The sequence below is a fragment of the Heyndrickxia sp. FSL W8-0496 genome (assembly GCF_038007825.1).
GTDB lineage: Bacteria > Bacillota > Bacilli > Bacillales > Bacillaceae_C > Heyndrickxia > Heyndrickxia oleronia.
In genome coordinates this window covers 463190-478727 of the sequence record NZ_JBBOXX010000001.1, presented here as the reverse complement: position 1 = coordinate 478727, position 15538 = coordinate 463190, and the positions used below count along the sequence as shown (strand labels likewise).

Genomic DNA, 15538 nt, shown 5'->3' with positions numbered 1-15538 from the left:
ATCTTTGTTGAAAAGGGCTATAGTGAGATAGCCCTTTTCAAATTTACTCTACTTTTTTCAATCGTTCTGGAAGACTTTGAATAGATTGGACAACTGCATCTAGCTTTGATGCAATTCGATAGAGAAGATACAGGGTCACAATGATTGGAAAGCCTACCTCACTGATGAAAGGCATGAGATGGTCCACTTATTGCCACTCCCCCCATTATTAATAAATAAAGGCCTGTCCATTGTTGTGGACGCAGACCTTTACTTTCAAGCTTAGATTAATCAATCATAATCTCTGTGATATTATTTTCAATCAATCTAGCCCCCTTCAATTCCATATATGCTGAACCATTTGAAGTACGAAAGACATTTGATTCAATAATATCTGCCATCGCAGCCTTTACCTGATCTGTATCAACTGGTTCAATTGGAGCTTCTATTGTAATTCTTGCCGTTTTATTATCATCGGTCGTGAATTGTAATTCTAACGTTTTCAAAACTATCACCTCCATATTAGTTAATAAGTGAACGAATCTTATGCTTTAACATCTGAGTTGTCATTTCTCTCAATACTAAAAAGATTCTTCTGAGATAATGAGCCGATTGCTTGTGCAGCTTGCAGAAGTTCATCTGGTGTGGCTTCAAGACGAACATTATTGAAGGTCCTTGATTGATAGACTGGCTTGCCATTATCGTCTACACCATTGTCAAATACTAATTTTAAGCTTGAACCCTTTAAAAGCACCTGTGCCATGTTGTTCACCTCCTTTCACTCCTTATATATAAGTGAAAGGAAAAAATAGACACCCCAAAAGAAAATAAAATAAAAAAATCAGTGAAGAAAGAATCCTCACTGATTAGTTTTATTTGCTCTTTTTTTGTTCATTATTTGCTTAACAATAAGTATTGCTAGTAGTGCCCCTCCTGAATCTAGTAACACATCTGTGACTGAAGCTGTCCGATTTGGTACAAGTGATTGATGATATTCATCACTCGCAGCAAACAAAGTTGTTAAAAACCAAGCAAAAAAGAGCTTATTTTTTCGAAATGCAAAATATAACAAGATCCCTAATAACCCAAAAATACAAATATGGGTTAGCTTTCGAATAATGAAATTCAACACTTCTGCTGCGCCACCATTCAATCCGGTTACACGCTCGATCCAATCTTGCGTATTAGATCCTGTTGATTCTGGTGAAGCTGTGAAACAATAAATAATCACACATAAAATGATGGCTATAGCCCACCATATCTTTTGCTTTTTCATCCAATCCTACCTTTACATTAAAGTGAGTTTAATATTTCGATTCCTTCGTTTCGGGGGCTATTAACAAATTCAGAAATAGGATATGCATCCATTGCAGTTGAATCATAGGGAACTAATAAGGATTTTAATTGGTCTTCATCCTGAATTTTACGATCAAGCCATTGCCGCTCTGACTCCTTTGTTAAAATAACAGGCATTCGATCATGAATATCAGCCATCAATTCATTGGCCTCCGTCGTAATGATTGTACATGTTTGTATTATTTCCCCTGCTTGAATCCAGCGATCCCAGAGTCCTGCAAAAGCAAATGGTTGTTTATCTTTTAAAAAAATGTGAAATGGCTGCTTCTTATTCTCATCCTTTTTCCATTCATAAAAACCATCAGCTATTACTAAACATCGTCTCCTTGTTAGCAATCGTTTAAAGCTTGGCTTTTCATGGATTGTTTCCGCCCTAGCATTAATCATTTTATACCCAATTTTTGAATCATTCGCCCAAGAAGGAATAAGCCCCCAACGTAAATACCCGCCTCGCCTTCCATCTTCCCCTTCTATTACCGCTAAAACATCCTGACTCGGAGCAATATTAAATCGAGGTAAAATTTCAAACAAATCACCATTAATAAGCTCAAACTGATCTAATAAAATATCGATATTTGAATACAAATTAAAACGACCGCACATACAATCCCTCCTGTGCACCCAACTTATTTTAACTTATTTGCTCATTTTTTTGAAAGACACTGTTCGAATAGTTTGTAACCTGAATAAAATAAGCCACATTCTTTTACTAAGGTTGTTTTTCGTATAGTTTGTTGCTTTTGTAAAAACCTAACTACCGGCTTTTACTACCAATAAAGGATTCTAGCAGGTCTTACAGAGATTGCAGCCTTAAATTTACTAGCAAAAAAATTCTAGAAAATAAAGGATTTACAAATAACTTATCGAATATTCATTAAATATACATATTTTAGACACAAAATAGACAATTTATTTATGGAAGGTGGATTTTTCTATGACTGTACGAATAAATCTATATTCATTTTTATTAGCATTCATTAGCATACTTCTTTTTACGTTTGTTTATCTTTTTGATTTTCCCGCTACAATTACCGCCATTCAGCCATTATACATTACCTTTATATTATCACTAATTACATTCTACCTCAGCATAATAGGCTTATTCTCAGTTAAGGATTGGAAATCTGGAGTACGCAGTCTTTTGTCCATTATTATCTCTTTAGGTCTTATTGCTGTACAACTATCCATAATTATATTTTAAGGATCATGGTCAATTATATCCTAAAAACAACAACCATTTTGATTTTCTTTGGTGATTTTGTCCTTCAAGGAATGAGCACTTATAAAATCCCCCTATCCTATAGATCGGGCAAATGATACACAACCTAAAAAAGCTGAGAGAATCTAATTTCAAACATTCTCTCAGCTTTTTATTGATTCAATAACCTATTTACTATCATTATAAAGATGACAACTTACAAAATGTCCTGGCTTTGCTTCTTTCCATTCAGGTTTCTTCTGTGCACATATGTCCATTGCGTGGCGGCAGCGAGTTCGAAATACACAACCGCTTGGTGGATTGATTGGACTTGGAACATCTCCTTGTAACACGATCCGTTCCCGTTTCAACTTCGGATTTGGAATTGGTACAGCCGATAATAATGCCTGAGTGTATGGGTGAAGTGGCTCCTCATAGAGTTCTTCACTCTCACAAAGCTCCATCATATTTCCTAAATACATAACAAGGATACGATCAGAAATATATTTTACCATTGAAAGGTCATGGGCTATAAATAAGTATGTTAGACCCATGCTTTTCTGTAAATCTTTTAACAGGTTTACAACTTGGGCTTGGATAGAAACATCCAGAGCTGAAATTGGTTCATCACATACGATAAATTTAGGATTTAACGCAAGTGCACGAGCAATTCCAATCCGTTGACGTTGCCCTCCACTGAATTCATGTGGAAAACGATTGATATGTTCAGGGTTCAAGCCGACTAGTTTTAATAATTCAAGGATACGCTCACGTTTCTTTTTACCAGTTAATTCTCCATGAATGGTTAGTGGTTCACCAATAATTTCTTCTACAGTCATTCGTGGATTTAAGGAAGCATATGGATCTTGGAAAATCAGTTGAATATCTTTGCGAATTTTCGCCATTTCACTGCTATTATTATCGTAAATATTTTTTCCATTATAAAGAACTTCCCCTTCAGTTGCCTCATATAAACGAATGATCGTGCGACCCGCTGTTGATTTTCCACAACCACTTTCACCTACAAGCCCAACTGTTTCGCCTGGATAAATGTCTAAATTTAAATCATCCACTGCCTTTAATGGCTGACCACCAATATTGAAATACTTTTTTAAGTTTTTGATTTCGATAAGAGGAGTAAGAGTGCTCGTCTCGTTTGTTTGATTGGCTTCCATTGTTTTCGAATTCATCTTTTCTCCTCCCTATTTCCCGCTTGCCTTTTTCATCGTCGCCATTGGATGATGAAGCCAACAGGCAGCTGTTTGTCCTTTATCAACCTCTTCTAGCTCAGGTGAGTAATCTTTACAAATCCTCATTGCCATTTCACATCTTGCATAAAATGAACAACCCTTCGGTGGATCTAACAGATCTGGTGGTGTTCCAATAATTGGGGCAAGTGGTTCTTTTTTATCCATATCCAGTCTAGGAACTGACTTTAACAGTCCTTTTGTATACGGATGCTGTGGCTTTTCAAAGATTTCTTCAACCGTTCCCGTTTCTACCACTTTTCCAGCATACATAACGATTACACGGTCACACATTTCCGCAACGACACCCAAATCATGAGTGATTAATATAATAGAAGTTTCCGTTTTTTGTTGTAGATCCTTCATTAACTCTAAAATTTGTGCTTGAATAGTCACATCCAAAGCTGTTGTCGGTTCATCAGCAATTAATAATTTCGGGCGACAGGCAAGTGCCATAGCAATCATTGCCCTTTGTCTCATACCACCGGAAAATTCATGTGGATACTGGTCTAATCTTTTTTCAGGTTGTGGTATACCAACTAGTTCAAGCATTTTCCTGGCAACTTCTCTCGCTTCTTTTCTAGGAATCTTATTATGCTGCAGGACTGCCTCCATAATTTGATTACCAATTTTACTTGTTGGATTCAAAGAAGTCATCGGATCCTGAAAAATCATACTGATTTCATTTCCACGTATTTTTTGCATTTCCTTTTCACTCTTTGGAATCATATCTGATCCATTGAATATAATCGATCCACTTTTATAATTAGCAGGTGGTGTAGACAATAGCTTCATAATCGATTTTGCCGTTACACTTTTTCCACATCCTGATTCTCCAACAATACCAACTGCTTCCCCATGTTTCACTTCAAAACTAACGCCACGAACCGCTTGGACTTCACCTGCATAGGTCCCAAAGGAAACATGTAAGTCTTTAACTTCTAGTAAATTACCCATGGTGATATCCTCCTTTACCTTCATATTTGACCTTTTTATCTCGGATCAAGTGCATCTCTTAGCCCATCTCCAAAGACATTAAAAGCAAACATGGTTAACGAAATTAAGATTGCTGGAATTAAGAGTTGATAGAAGTTTCCTATCAGAATGCTTTGAAGTGCATCACTTGCCAATGTTCCCCAGCTTGCTTGTGGTGCTGGAATACCTAACCCTAAGAAACTAAGTGTTGCCTCACCGAAAATCGCTGTCGGAACTGTTAATGTAATATTAACGAGAATGGGTCCCATTGTATTGGGGATCATATGCTTTCTTAATATCCAAGACGTTTTACCTCCTGCTAATTGAGAGGCATGAACATATTCAAATTCTTTCAATTGTAATACTTGTCCACGAACTAGCCTAGCCATTTGTATCCAGCCAGTAATGGTCATAGCGACTATTATGGAAAACATTCCACGTCCTTCTTCCGGGAATACAACCATGATTAAAATAACCATTAACAAATATGGAATCGCATACAATACTTCAGCAATTCTCATCATAATATTATCTGTTTTCCCACCTCTTAATGCTGAGATTCCTCCATATATAACACCTATAATAAAGTCAATCACAGCTGCTGCGAGACCAATAAACAATGATATTCTTGCTCCTGACCATGCACGAGTAAATAAATCTCGTCCCAATGTATCTGTCCCAAACCAATGCTCAGCACTTGGTTTTAAATTCTTTTGATCTAGATGCATTTCATCATATTTATATCCATTCAAATGTGGACCGATAATTGCCATAATTATTAACAGAGCAATAATAATCAGGCCAATTAAAGCTAATTTATTTGCTTTTAATCTTCTCCATACGCCTGACCAATAAGAAGTAGTCGGTCGGGAAATTTTTTCGGCCTCTTTAAAATTATCTTCTGCTGGTAAAAACATCTCTTCAGTAAATTTTAAGTCATTTGCCATTATTTACTCTCCCCCGAAACTTTAATTCTTGGATCGATCCATGTGTAAGCAATGTCAACAATGAATATCAGCAAGATAAGAATCGCACTATAAAATACTGTAGAGCCCAGTATCACAGGATAGTCCCGATTGAAAATACCTTTTACGAACATTTCACCCATCCCTGGGATCCCAAAGATATTCTCAACAATAAAGCTACCTGTAACAACATTGGCAATTAATATTCCTAACACAGTAGTAACAGGCAGAATCGCATTTCGGATGGCATGTTTAATAATAACCATGCTTTTTCCTACGCCTTTTGCCTTTGCGGTTAATATATAATCTTGCCCGAGCACCTCCAGCATACTTGAACGCATCAGTCTTGCAACATAAGCCATCGGCATTAAAGCTAAAGATATTGAAGGTAGAATGGTATGTGCCCATGATTTCCATTGAGCAACAGGGAACAATTTCCATTCAACTGCGAAGTAGTTAATTAAAATTGTTGCTAGAATAAAGTTTGGGATAGAGATTCCTAAAATCGCTAAAATCATAGAAAGATAATCAGGCCAACGGTTTTTAAATAAAGCAGCAATAACTCCGAAAATGATCCCAAAAGGAATGGCGATGACCATTGCCTGCAATCCTAAATGTAATGAAATTGGAAATCCCGTTCGAATATAATCGTTAACAGTAATGGATTGTGACTTTAATGAAGGTCCAAAATCAAATTGTAATAGCCCTTTTAAATATAAGAAGTATTGAACAACTAAAGGCTTGTCCAAATTATAATAGGCTTGAAGATTATCAAAAACGGCTTTTGGCATTACCCCTTCCTTCGCAAATGGATTTCCAGGAATACTATGCATAATGAAAAAGGTAATGGTAATAACTGCCCAGATTGTAATGAGTGCCATTACTAATCTTTTTATAGAATATTTTAGCATGCATATTCACCCTCTCTTAAGAAAAAGCAGGGGTATGTCTTGTTGACATACCAACTGCTTTCATAGTTTTACTTCTCAATATCTGCATAGATGTATTGAGGGTATCTGTTAATAGGTGTAAAGAAACCTTTAACATTTTCTTTTAAGACATAAGGTTTTGTATAGAAATAGATTGGAACAATTGGCATTTCATCCATTAGGATTTTTTCTGCATCATGCATTGCCTTCATACGAGTTTCTGTATCCATTGATGTTTTAGCAGTTTTGATCAGTTGATCGTATTCTTTATTGCTCCAGTCAGCATCATTATATGCACCATCAGTTACCCAAAGATCCATAAATGTCATAGGGTCAACATAGTCTCCAACCCAACCTGCACGTGACATTTGATATTCTCCAGCTTTTTCACGATCAAGTTTAACTTGGAATTCAACATTCTCTAGTTGTACTTCAATACCTAAGTTTTCCTTTAACATTGCTTGAACGGCTTCAGCAATTTTCTTATGTCCTTCGTTTGTATTATAAAGGATGGAGAATTTAGGCATTTTATCCATACCTTCTTCTTTAAGTCCTTCTTCTAAAAGCGCTTTTGCACCCTTTAGATCCTCTTTAAATAAATCTCCGCCATTTTCTTGGTAATCACCATTATCCCCTTCTGGAATTCCTGGTGGTACAACAGAATAAGCAGGTTGTTGTCCGCCTTGAGCAACATTTTCAACAATAGATTTACGATCGATAGCCATAGAAATTGCTTTTCTTACTTTTACATTGTTTAATGGCTTAACTTTTGTATTTAAGTTGTAGTAGTAAGTAGATAGATCTGGTCCATTATGATATTCTTTCTTCCCATCAAGAGTAGGTAAAACATCTTGTGGTAATGGATAAACCATGTCTAACTCGCCGTTTTGATACATTTGATATGCTGTTGATTCATTATCGATAACAGCAAAGTCTACTTCATCAAGCTTGATCTTATCTTTATCATAATAATTTTCATTCTTCTCTAACTTTAAGCTTTCCTTATGCTTCCACTCAGTTAACTTGAATGGTCCGTTAGATACAAATGTATCTGCTTCTGTATACCATTTTGGTGTTGCTTCTTGTACCTTTTTATTTACAGGATAGTACGTATAGAAAGATGTTAAATCAATGAAATACGGTGTTGCTTCCTTCAATTTTACTTCTAGTGTTTTATCATCAAGTGCTTTTACTCCTACTTTGTCCTCTAACGCTTTTAACTCATCTGCTGATAATTTCTTGATGTCAGCACTGTTGTATTCCTCTCCACCTTCAAGATAGTAAAGTTGGTAGGCATAATCAGCTGCTGTATTAGGATTTAAAGCATACTTCCATGCATATTCGAAGTCCCCCGCTGTTACCGGGTCTCCATTTGACCATTTAATATCATCTTTAAGATGGAATGTGTAGGTCTTACCATCTTCACTTATTTCCCAACCTTCTTTTGCCATTCCGTCTACAATTTTTCCTTCAGGTGTTTTCTTTGTTAATCCTTCAAATGTTCCCTCTAAAATCCATGAGTCATGAGTTCCTTGTGCTTTACCAGGATGAAGCGCACCAGGTTCTTCTGTATTATTCAAATGAAGTACTTTTGGTCCTGCGTTTTCTTCCTTTTTCTTGCCGCTATCACCATCACCAGATTTCGATGCTTCTTCCCCACCGAAACAACCTGCTAGTAAAAGCATAGCTGCTAGGAAAACCGCAAAAAATGAGAAATATGACTTTTTCTTCAAGCTCTTTCCCCCCTATTTTTTTAGGTATTTCTAAAGTTATGAGTCTACATGCCCAATATAAAACTATTAGAATTCTTTCGTCTGTATTCCGATGGTCGAAAAATTTTTCTCAAAAAACTTTACGGAAGACGAAATATATCATAAATAGCCATTTATTGTAAGCGCTTCAAACATGTAAACTACATAAAAGGATAAAAAATTTTGATTATTTTTTATCCTATGATATTTCAAAATATACCCCAATTTTAAATTATCTGTCAATAATTTATTCAAATTTTGTTGAAAATTGCATAAAGATGAAATATTTAATTAATTATAGTTATCTCACGTTCCCTTTCTAGTAAACTAGTCATATTCAATATATATTAAAGGAGTACAATAGGCCTATATAACAAAAAACAGGCTCACCTGCATAAAAATTATGCAGAATGACCTGTCTCTTTCAAAAACTCTCTATTGCTTTATCCAAATAAATTACTAAAGAAATCAGCTATTGCTTGAAATATCTTTTTGAAAAAGTCTGCAACTCCTTGCCAAAATCCTTTATCACTAGCTACATCCTTTAATTTTTCTTTAATATTTTTGGCAATATCCCCTAGCTGATTTTTCATATTATCAAAATTGATATTAAGATCTCTCATTCTATCAAATAATTTTACGAGAAGCTCACGATCCTTTGGACTTAGTTCAATTTTTAATGATTTTAGCTTTTCATCAATTATTTTTTCAATATCTTCTTTCGTCGCAGGGTTTTGATCTGCAATCGCCTGTTTAATTTCCGTTAAAAGCTGGGTAACCTTTTCTTGATCCATTCCTTCTTTTTTTGCTAAATTTGTAGCCAAGTCTAGCTCATCATTAGCGACTTCCATACGATCCTTGTTAAGATCTCCTCCACTTTTATCATAGGCTTTGTAAATTCCTACAAGAGCAGAATGGCCGCTTACCTTGACAGGAGAAGCAACCTCAACATTTGCATCCTCTACTCCCGCTGTTAATAACGCATTCGCATACATTTCTTCCGTTACCTCTGTAATATTATCAGGTGTAACGATGGAAATAGCTAGCCCCTCACCTTTTTCTTTTCTAGTAATTTTTGCTGAAGAATACAAGTTTGAGTGGGGATCCCCGTTAATATATTTAACAAGATCATCAACCGTCACTGTAACCTCATTGACTTGACTACTATCATTTACGCCTAATAGCTCTTTTACCTTTTGTTTTTGGTCTGCTGATAATTTTTCACCATATACAACAATAGGTGCACCAAACTTTTCATTTATGCTATCACTATTATCATTAGTAGATGCTTTAACTACATTATTCAATCCAATCCCAAACAGAAAAATAGCAACTAGGATTATTTTACTTATTCGTTTGATCATCATTTTCTACTCCTTTTATTTTCAAAGTGATCCTCCTATAAGGTTTGTTATCTATAACCTTATAAGACACACTATTATATAAGACGGATTTCTATTCTTTTTTGTTTCATTTTTTTACTAATGGACAAATCATCATATTTTTTATTTTCCCGCATAACCTATCAATAGGTGATAAATATATGAGAAGAAAACAGAAGCCTATTTTAAAGATGATTGTCTTCATTAGTATCTTAATATTGTTTTGTCTATTATTATATGTCATCTTTTCTCAATCAGCAAAGGACCGTGCGACTAGTTTAGTAGATGACTTTTATCAATATGAAAAATCGGGAAACTTCGGTGGTTCATGGATTCTCTTCCATCCATTGATGAAGAAAAAATTCAGTCAAGATGATTACATCCAAAAGAGAGCCCACGTTTTCATGCAGGACTTTGGTGTAAAAACATTTAGCTATACAGTAGGAAAAGCAAAGCATCTGAAAAGCTGGAGATTTTCCAAAGAGAGTCCTAAACTAAAAAATGTTTATCAAGTTCCTATTACGCAAACATTTAAAAGCACTTTCGGAAATTTCACCATCCATCAAAATGTATACGTAGCAGAAAATAAAGATAAATGGACCATTCTCTGGTCCTATGAAAAGTAGAGCCATTAGTATCCTCTCACTAGTGGCTTGATTTATGCTCTTTTCCCATATATTTTTGCTATTTATGAAAAGATTTTACTAATAAGACCACTTTACCTTTCTGTTCTCTGGGAAAAGAGCTACACACTACAAAAAACCGCTTCACCCTTTTTTACGGGTAAAAGCCGGCAGTTGGGCGTTTACAAAAGCTACAAAATTTTACGAAATAGCTTTCATTTATGCTCTTTTCTCAAGGTTTGTTACTATTTTAGTAAAGTTTTAACTATCACATTTCGGCTATAGGCCGCTACACTTTTTTTCTCTAACAAAATACTAATAAAAAAGAGTTGTCTGTAAGCGCTATCTTGATACAATAGATTTATATAAAATTTAATTCATCTGAAGATTTTCCGCTTCTTTGCTAACCTATTGAACATTGAAAAAATGAATGAAGTCATTGTTCAACATTCCTTCATAGATACATGTACTAATAACATACAAATAGAACATGGCCATTCTATATAAAAACAAGGGAGGAATTTTGTGAAGAAGACAAAAAACAGATGGTTGATTGCCTTGTCTGGAGTTGGGATTCATATTTGCATTGGCTCTGTATATGCTTGGAGCAATTTCACCAATCCATTAATTCAAGAATTTGGCTGGTCTGCCAGTCAGGTACAAATGACCTTTAGTGTTGCCATCCTCTTCTTAGGTCTCTCAGCTGCATTTTTAGGTCATTTTGTTGAAAAACATGGACCTCGGAAAGCGGGATTACTTGCATCCATCTTCTTTGGAATTGGTGTTTTCGGTTCTGGTTTTGCTGTTCATGCCGGATCCTTGCCATTACTTTATCTTTTTTATGGAGTATTAGGGGGAATTGGTTTAGGTGTTGGCTACATCACTCCTGTATCCACCTTAGTAAAATGGTTCCCTGACCGCCGTGGCCTTGCAACAGGCCTTGCTATTATGGGATTTGGATTTGCCGCTGCGATTAGTAGTCCCATCATGGATGCACTTATTAAAGGATTGGGAACCGCTAATGCGTTCTTCATCCTAGGTATTGGCTATTTTATCATTATGACATTATCTTCACTTTATCTTGAAAAGCCTGCAGAGGATTGGAAGCCTAAAGGATTTTCGGAGCAAAATAGGCAAAGAAAAGCTCGAGTAACTACCGATCTGTCTCAACTAACTGCAAATGAATCGATAAAAACGGCACGGCTTTATTACTTATGGTTCATGTTATTCATTAACACCACTTGTGGAATTGCCATTCTTTCTGCAGCAAAGCCGCTAGCTCAGGAAAGTATCGGGCTAACAACAACGGAAGCAGCTGCACTTGTTGGAATCCTTGGTTTATTCAATGGCTTTGGTCGCTTAGGCTGGGCATCCATCTCAGATTACTTTGGACGTGCGAATACGTACACGACCTTCTTTGTTTTACAAATTATTTTATTCGCTGTTCTCCCGCATACGACTATTTCCATTCTGTTTCAAATCATGCTAGCGATTATTTACACATGCTACGGTGGTGGTTTTGCTACCATTCCTGCCTTCATAGGTGATTTATTTGGAACCAAACAATTAGGTGCCATTCACGGATATATTTTAACTGCTTGGGCAGCAGCAGGATTAGCCGGCCCATTATTTGCTGCCTGGATTAAGGATATTACTGGAAGCTACGCAAATAGCTTAACTTTTTTCTCAGGATTATTCATTATCGCTTTTATTATCTCCTTAATTATTCGTATTGATATTAAAAAGCTTAGAGAGAAAAAGATTCAACAAACAAATGCAAAAACTGCATGAACTTGTACACAAATAAGAAGGAAAGGTGGACAAAATGGGAAAAACAAAACATCAAGGTCCAATTAAACTACCAAAAACACCTGATCCGAAGCTTTGGGTCAGTCCTATTCCTTTTGGGCTTGGAAAAATAAAACCAAAGCATATTCGGGATACGATGAAGGTCGTCTGGGAAAATCGTGACAATCTTCCCTACGCAACAAGGATACTAACACAGGGAGTATGTGATGGATGTGCATTAGGAGTAGCTGGTCTAAGAGATCAAACTTTGACAGGTCCCCATGTTTGCACAACACGTTTAAATGTTCTTCGTTTAAACACGATGCCTGCAATGAAAGAATCCATTATTCATAGTGATATAGACGAACTACAAAAGTTTAGCAGTGCAGAACTTAGAAAACTAGGCAGGATCCCCTATCCCCTTTCAAGAAAAAAAGGAGAAAAAAGGTTCACTCGAATTTCTTGGGACGATGCATTAAACCGAATAGCCAAAAAAATAAAAACCATTGATCCAAAACAACTTGCCTTTTTCTTAACATCTAGAGGGATAACAAATGAGGTATATTACACTGCAGGAAAAATGGCTCGATTTCTAGGCACGAATAATATAGACAATGCATCGAGAATTTGCCATTCACCAAGTAAAACTGCCTTGAAACGCTCACTTGGTATTGGTGCATCGAGTTGTAATTATCAAGATTGGATTGGGACCGATATTCTTATCTTTTGGGGATCTGTTGCAGCAAATAACCAGCCAGTTTCGACAAAGTATATGTATGCAGCAAAAAGAAAAGGAACGAAAATTATTTGTATTAATCCATACCGTGAACCAGCTATGGATGGGTATTGGGTACCTTCTATTCCTGATTCTGCCTTATTCGGAACAAAGCTTGCTGATGATTTTTACCAAGTAAATATCGGTGGAGACATCGCCTTTATGAATGGGGTGATGAAGCATTGGTTCGAGATGGAAGAAAAAGAAGTAGGATCTGCTATTGATCACCGTTTTGTTAATGAGCACACAATTGGTTTAGAAGAACTCAAAGCGCATATAGCAAAGCAGGACTGGGAGCTATTGGAACATTCTTCTGGGCTCTCGAAACAAAGAATGCTTGAATTTGCACAGTTACTCGCAAATGCCAAAAGTGCTGTATTTGTCTGGTCTATGGGCTTAACACAGCATCGATTTGGGACGGATAATATTTCACAAGTCGCCAATTTAGCGATGCTCCGTGGTTTCATTGGTCGTGAACATTGTGGTGTTATGCCAATCCGTGGTCATTCAGGGGTTCAAGGTTCAGGTGAAATGGGAGCCGATCCTTTTGTCTTACCTGGTGGAGATTTTGATGCAAAGAATATTGAACGCCTTGAAAAGATATGGGGATTTGAAATTCCTAAATGGCAAGGTGATATTGTTGGCGTTTCGATTGAAAATGCCATGCTTCCTGAAAACCATGAGCGAAGATTGAAGGTATTCTACACCTCAGGTGGAAATTTCTTAGAGACGATGCCCGATCCGACGTTCGTCAGGGAATGCTTATCCAATGTAGAACTTCGCGTTCATCAAGATATTATTTTCAATACATCCACGTTAGTTGAAGCAAAAGAAGAGGTTATTGTTTTACCTGCAATGACACGTTATGAACAACCAGGTGGTGGTACATCTACATCTACTGAGCGGATGGTCTACTTCTCCCCAGAAATTAAAGGGCCACGAATAGAGGAAGCCCGTTCAGAATGGGAAATCTATGTTGATTTAGCTTCTCGTATTAAACCAGAAGCAACGAAATATTTAAATTTCACATCTGCCGAGCAAATACGTAAAGAAATTGCAGTAGCCAACCCAAATTATGATGGAATTCAATATTTAAAGGAAAAAGGCGATGTTTTCCAATGGGGTGGTGCCTGGTTATGCGAAGATGGAGTATGTCCTACTGAAGATGGACGTGGACATTTGTTAAGCATTGAACTCCCTGAGTTACGAAAGCCACAAGGACATTTTTATGTGACTACACGCCGAGGGAAGCAATTTAATTCAATGATTTACAATGAAACTGATTCCTTTAACGCGGCAGACCGTTATGATGTGCTTATCAATGAAGAGGACGCAGCTGATTTAAATGTATCCGAAGGTGAAGCAATTGTTCTATTCAATCAATATGGATATTTCCACGGTCGTGCCAAATTTGCGGATACGAAACGAGGAAATCTTCTACTCTTCTGGCCTGAAGGCAATGTTCTTATTCCAAAGGGCGTGTATGAAGAATATGCAGGGATACCTGAGTACAATACAGCGGTTATTGTTGAAAAAGCAGAAACCTATCATGCCCATAAAGATACAAAATATATTGAAAAGCGAATTGAAGATTTGGAAATGGAAATTAGTTAACCCCCTTCCTTGCCTGGCATACTTTCAGTTCAAGGGATACACAATTATACAATTTAAGGGAAAGAGGGGATGCCATGAAAAATATCATTACACACACAAAGACACTTAAATATAGTGATGGAACATTAACAAATATACAGGATGATATCGCCATTGAATTTCCTTTAACGATTATCATTGATGGAGAGGAATTTGCGACGATGGTTTGCTCCCCCACCCATCTAGAAGAGCTCGTTATAGGGTTTCTCGCGGCAGAAGGTCTAATACGACTCTCTTCTGATATTGAGCATCTTTCTATCGATGAAAGTCTTGGATTTGCCTATATAAATTTAAAAAACAAGCAATCCATTAATAAGGATTTCTATTCGAAACGTTTTATTGGATCTTGCTGTGGAAAAAGCAGACAATTTTACTTTCATAATGATGCACGAACAGCAAAGACGATTCAAAGGACTACCACCTTAACCATCGATCAATGCTTTCATCTAATGAAACTAATGCAAGAACAATCAACAGATTTCAAACAAACTGGCGGTGTCCACAATGCGGCACTATGTACTTCAGATGAATTAATCATTAGTCGTACCGATATTGGTAGACATAATGCACTTGATAAAATTTATGGATATTGTCTGCAAAAGAAGATTCCCCGAGCAGATAAAGTCCTCGCCTTTAGTGGTCGTCTTTCTTCTGAAGTATTATTAAAGGTAGCAAAAATTGGCATAGGAATTATTCTTTCCAAATCTGCTCCTACAACTTTAGGAATTGACCTTGCAAATGATTTAGGCATTACGATGGTAGGATTTATTAGACAAAATCAATTAAACGTTTACTCCCACCCTGAGCGAATTATCTCAAATCATGAGTAGTTATAGACATTAATTTTTCATAAAGGCTCTTACCTCAAACATTATATCGGGATCGACTAAACTTTAGAAACTGTATTAATTTTTATA

General features: G+C 36.4%; 16 protein-coding genes. 5 read left to right on the top strand and 11 right to left on the bottom strand.

The features are described from left to right. Positions 1-43: 43 nt before the first annotated feature. From NST63_RS02630 to NST63_RS02610, 5 genes are all read right to left on the bottom strand, one after another. On the bottom strand, positions 44-187 hold the full coding sequence (locus NST63_RS02630) for a YvrJ family protein (protein WP_341041199.1): 144 nt from the start codon (positions 185-187) through the stop codon (positions 44-46). Between the two features lie 79 nt (positions 188-266). After that, on the bottom strand, positions 267-485 hold the full coding sequence (locus NST63_RS02625) for a DUF2922 domain-containing protein (RefSeq protein ID WP_212946319.1): 219 nt from the start codon (positions 483-485) through the stop codon (positions 267-269). 38 nt (positions 486-523) lie between these two features. Next, entirely contained in the window at positions 524-742 is a 219-nt protein-coding gene (locus NST63_RS02620) for a DUF1659 domain-containing protein (protein WP_212946320.1), read from the bottom strand. Between the two features lie 96 nt (positions 743-838). Then, entirely contained in the window at positions 839-1255 is a 417-nt protein-coding gene (locus NST63_RS02615; protein ID WP_058004059.1) for a VanZ family protein, read from the bottom strand. Positions 1256-1272: 17 nt separating this feature from the next. Further along, positions 1273-1938: an SOS response-associated peptidase gene (locus NST63_RS02610; RefSeq protein ID WP_341041198.1), complete on the bottom strand. Its 666-nt coding sequence runs from the start codon at positions 1936-1938 to the stop codon at positions 1273-1275. Between the two features lie 331 nt (positions 1939-2269). Between NST63_RS02610 and NST63_RS02605 the strand changes: the two genes are divergently transcribed. Next, entirely contained in the window at positions 2270-2536 is a 267-nt protein-coding gene (locus tag NST63_RS02605) for a hypothetical protein (protein ID WP_180213825.1), read from the top strand. 185 nt (positions 2537-2721) lie between these two features. Here NST63_RS02605 and NST63_RS02600 read toward each other — a convergent pair whose 3' ends face one another. The 6 genes from NST63_RS02600 to NST63_RS02575 all read right to left on the bottom strand — a co-directional run bounded on the left by NST63_RS02600 (position 2722) and on the right by NST63_RS02575 (position 9764). Further along, positions 2722-3723 carry an ABC transporter ATP-binding protein gene (locus NST63_RS02600; RefSeq protein ID WP_276514010.1) on the bottom strand — a complete coding sequence of 334 codons (1002 nt, stop codon included), beginning with the start codon at positions 3721-3723 and terminating at the stop codon, positions 2722-2724. A gap of 12 nt (positions 3724-3735) precedes the next feature. Next, on the bottom strand, positions 3736-4737 hold the full coding sequence (locus tag NST63_RS02595; protein WP_058004056.1) for an ABC transporter ATP-binding protein: 1002 nt from the start codon (positions 4735-4737) through the stop codon (positions 3736-3738). A 35-nt stretch (positions 4738-4772) separates the two neighbouring features. Further along, complete coding sequence (locus NST63_RS02590; RefSeq protein WP_071977189.1) at positions 4773-5702, bottom strand: ABC transporter permease; 930 nt, start codon at positions 5700-5702, stop codon at positions 4773-4775. Beyond that, entirely contained in the window at positions 5702-6631 is a 930-nt protein-coding gene (locus NST63_RS02585) for an ABC transporter permease (RefSeq protein WP_071977190.1), read from the bottom strand. The genes NST63_RS02590 and NST63_RS02585 overlap by 1 nt, the downstream gene beginning before the upstream one ends. 68 nt (positions 6632-6699) lie before the next feature. After that, positions 6700-8382, bottom strand: a complete 1683-nt coding sequence (locus tag NST63_RS02580) for a peptide ABC transporter substrate-binding protein (RefSeq protein ID WP_251339736.1) — start codon at positions 8380-8382, stop codon at positions 6700-6702. A gap of 461 nt (positions 8383-8843) precedes the next feature. Then, positions 8844-9764 carry a DUF1002 domain-containing protein gene (locus NST63_RS02575; RefSeq protein ID WP_212946322.1) on the bottom strand — a complete coding sequence of 307 codons (921 nt, stop codon included), beginning with the start codon at positions 9762-9764 and terminating at the stop codon, positions 8844-8846. 179 nt (positions 9765-9943) lie between these two features. On the opposite strand from NST63_RS02575, the gene NST63_RS02570 reads away from it, so the two are divergent. The 4 genes from NST63_RS02570 to fdhD all read left to right on the top strand — a co-directional run bounded on the left by NST63_RS02570 (position 9944) and on the right by fdhD (position 15451). Beyond that, on the top strand, positions 9944-10408 hold the full coding sequence (locus tag NST63_RS02570) for a hypothetical protein (protein WP_242598354.1): 465 nt from the start codon (positions 9944-9946) through the stop codon (positions 10406-10408). Between the two features lie 522 nt (positions 10409-10930). Further along, on the top strand, positions 10931-12196 hold the full coding sequence (locus NST63_RS02565) for an L-lactate MFS transporter (protein ID WP_341041197.1): 1266 nt from the start codon (positions 10931-10933) through the stop codon (positions 12194-12196). 34 nt (positions 12197-12230) lie between these two features. Then, positions 12231-14582 (top strand): FdhF/YdeP family oxidoreductase, encoded by a 2352-nt coding sequence (locus tag NST63_RS02560; RefSeq protein WP_341041196.1) that lies wholly within the window; start codon positions 12231-12233, stop codon positions 14580-14582. 74 nt (positions 14583-14656) lie between these two features. Continuing rightward, positions 14657-15451 (top strand): formate dehydrogenase accessory sulfurtransferase FdhD, encoded by a 795-nt coding sequence (gene fdhD / locus NST63_RS02555; protein WP_341041195.1) that lies wholly within the window; start codon positions 14657-14659, stop codon positions 15449-15451. The last annotated feature ends 87 nt before the right edge of the window (positions 15452-15538 follow it).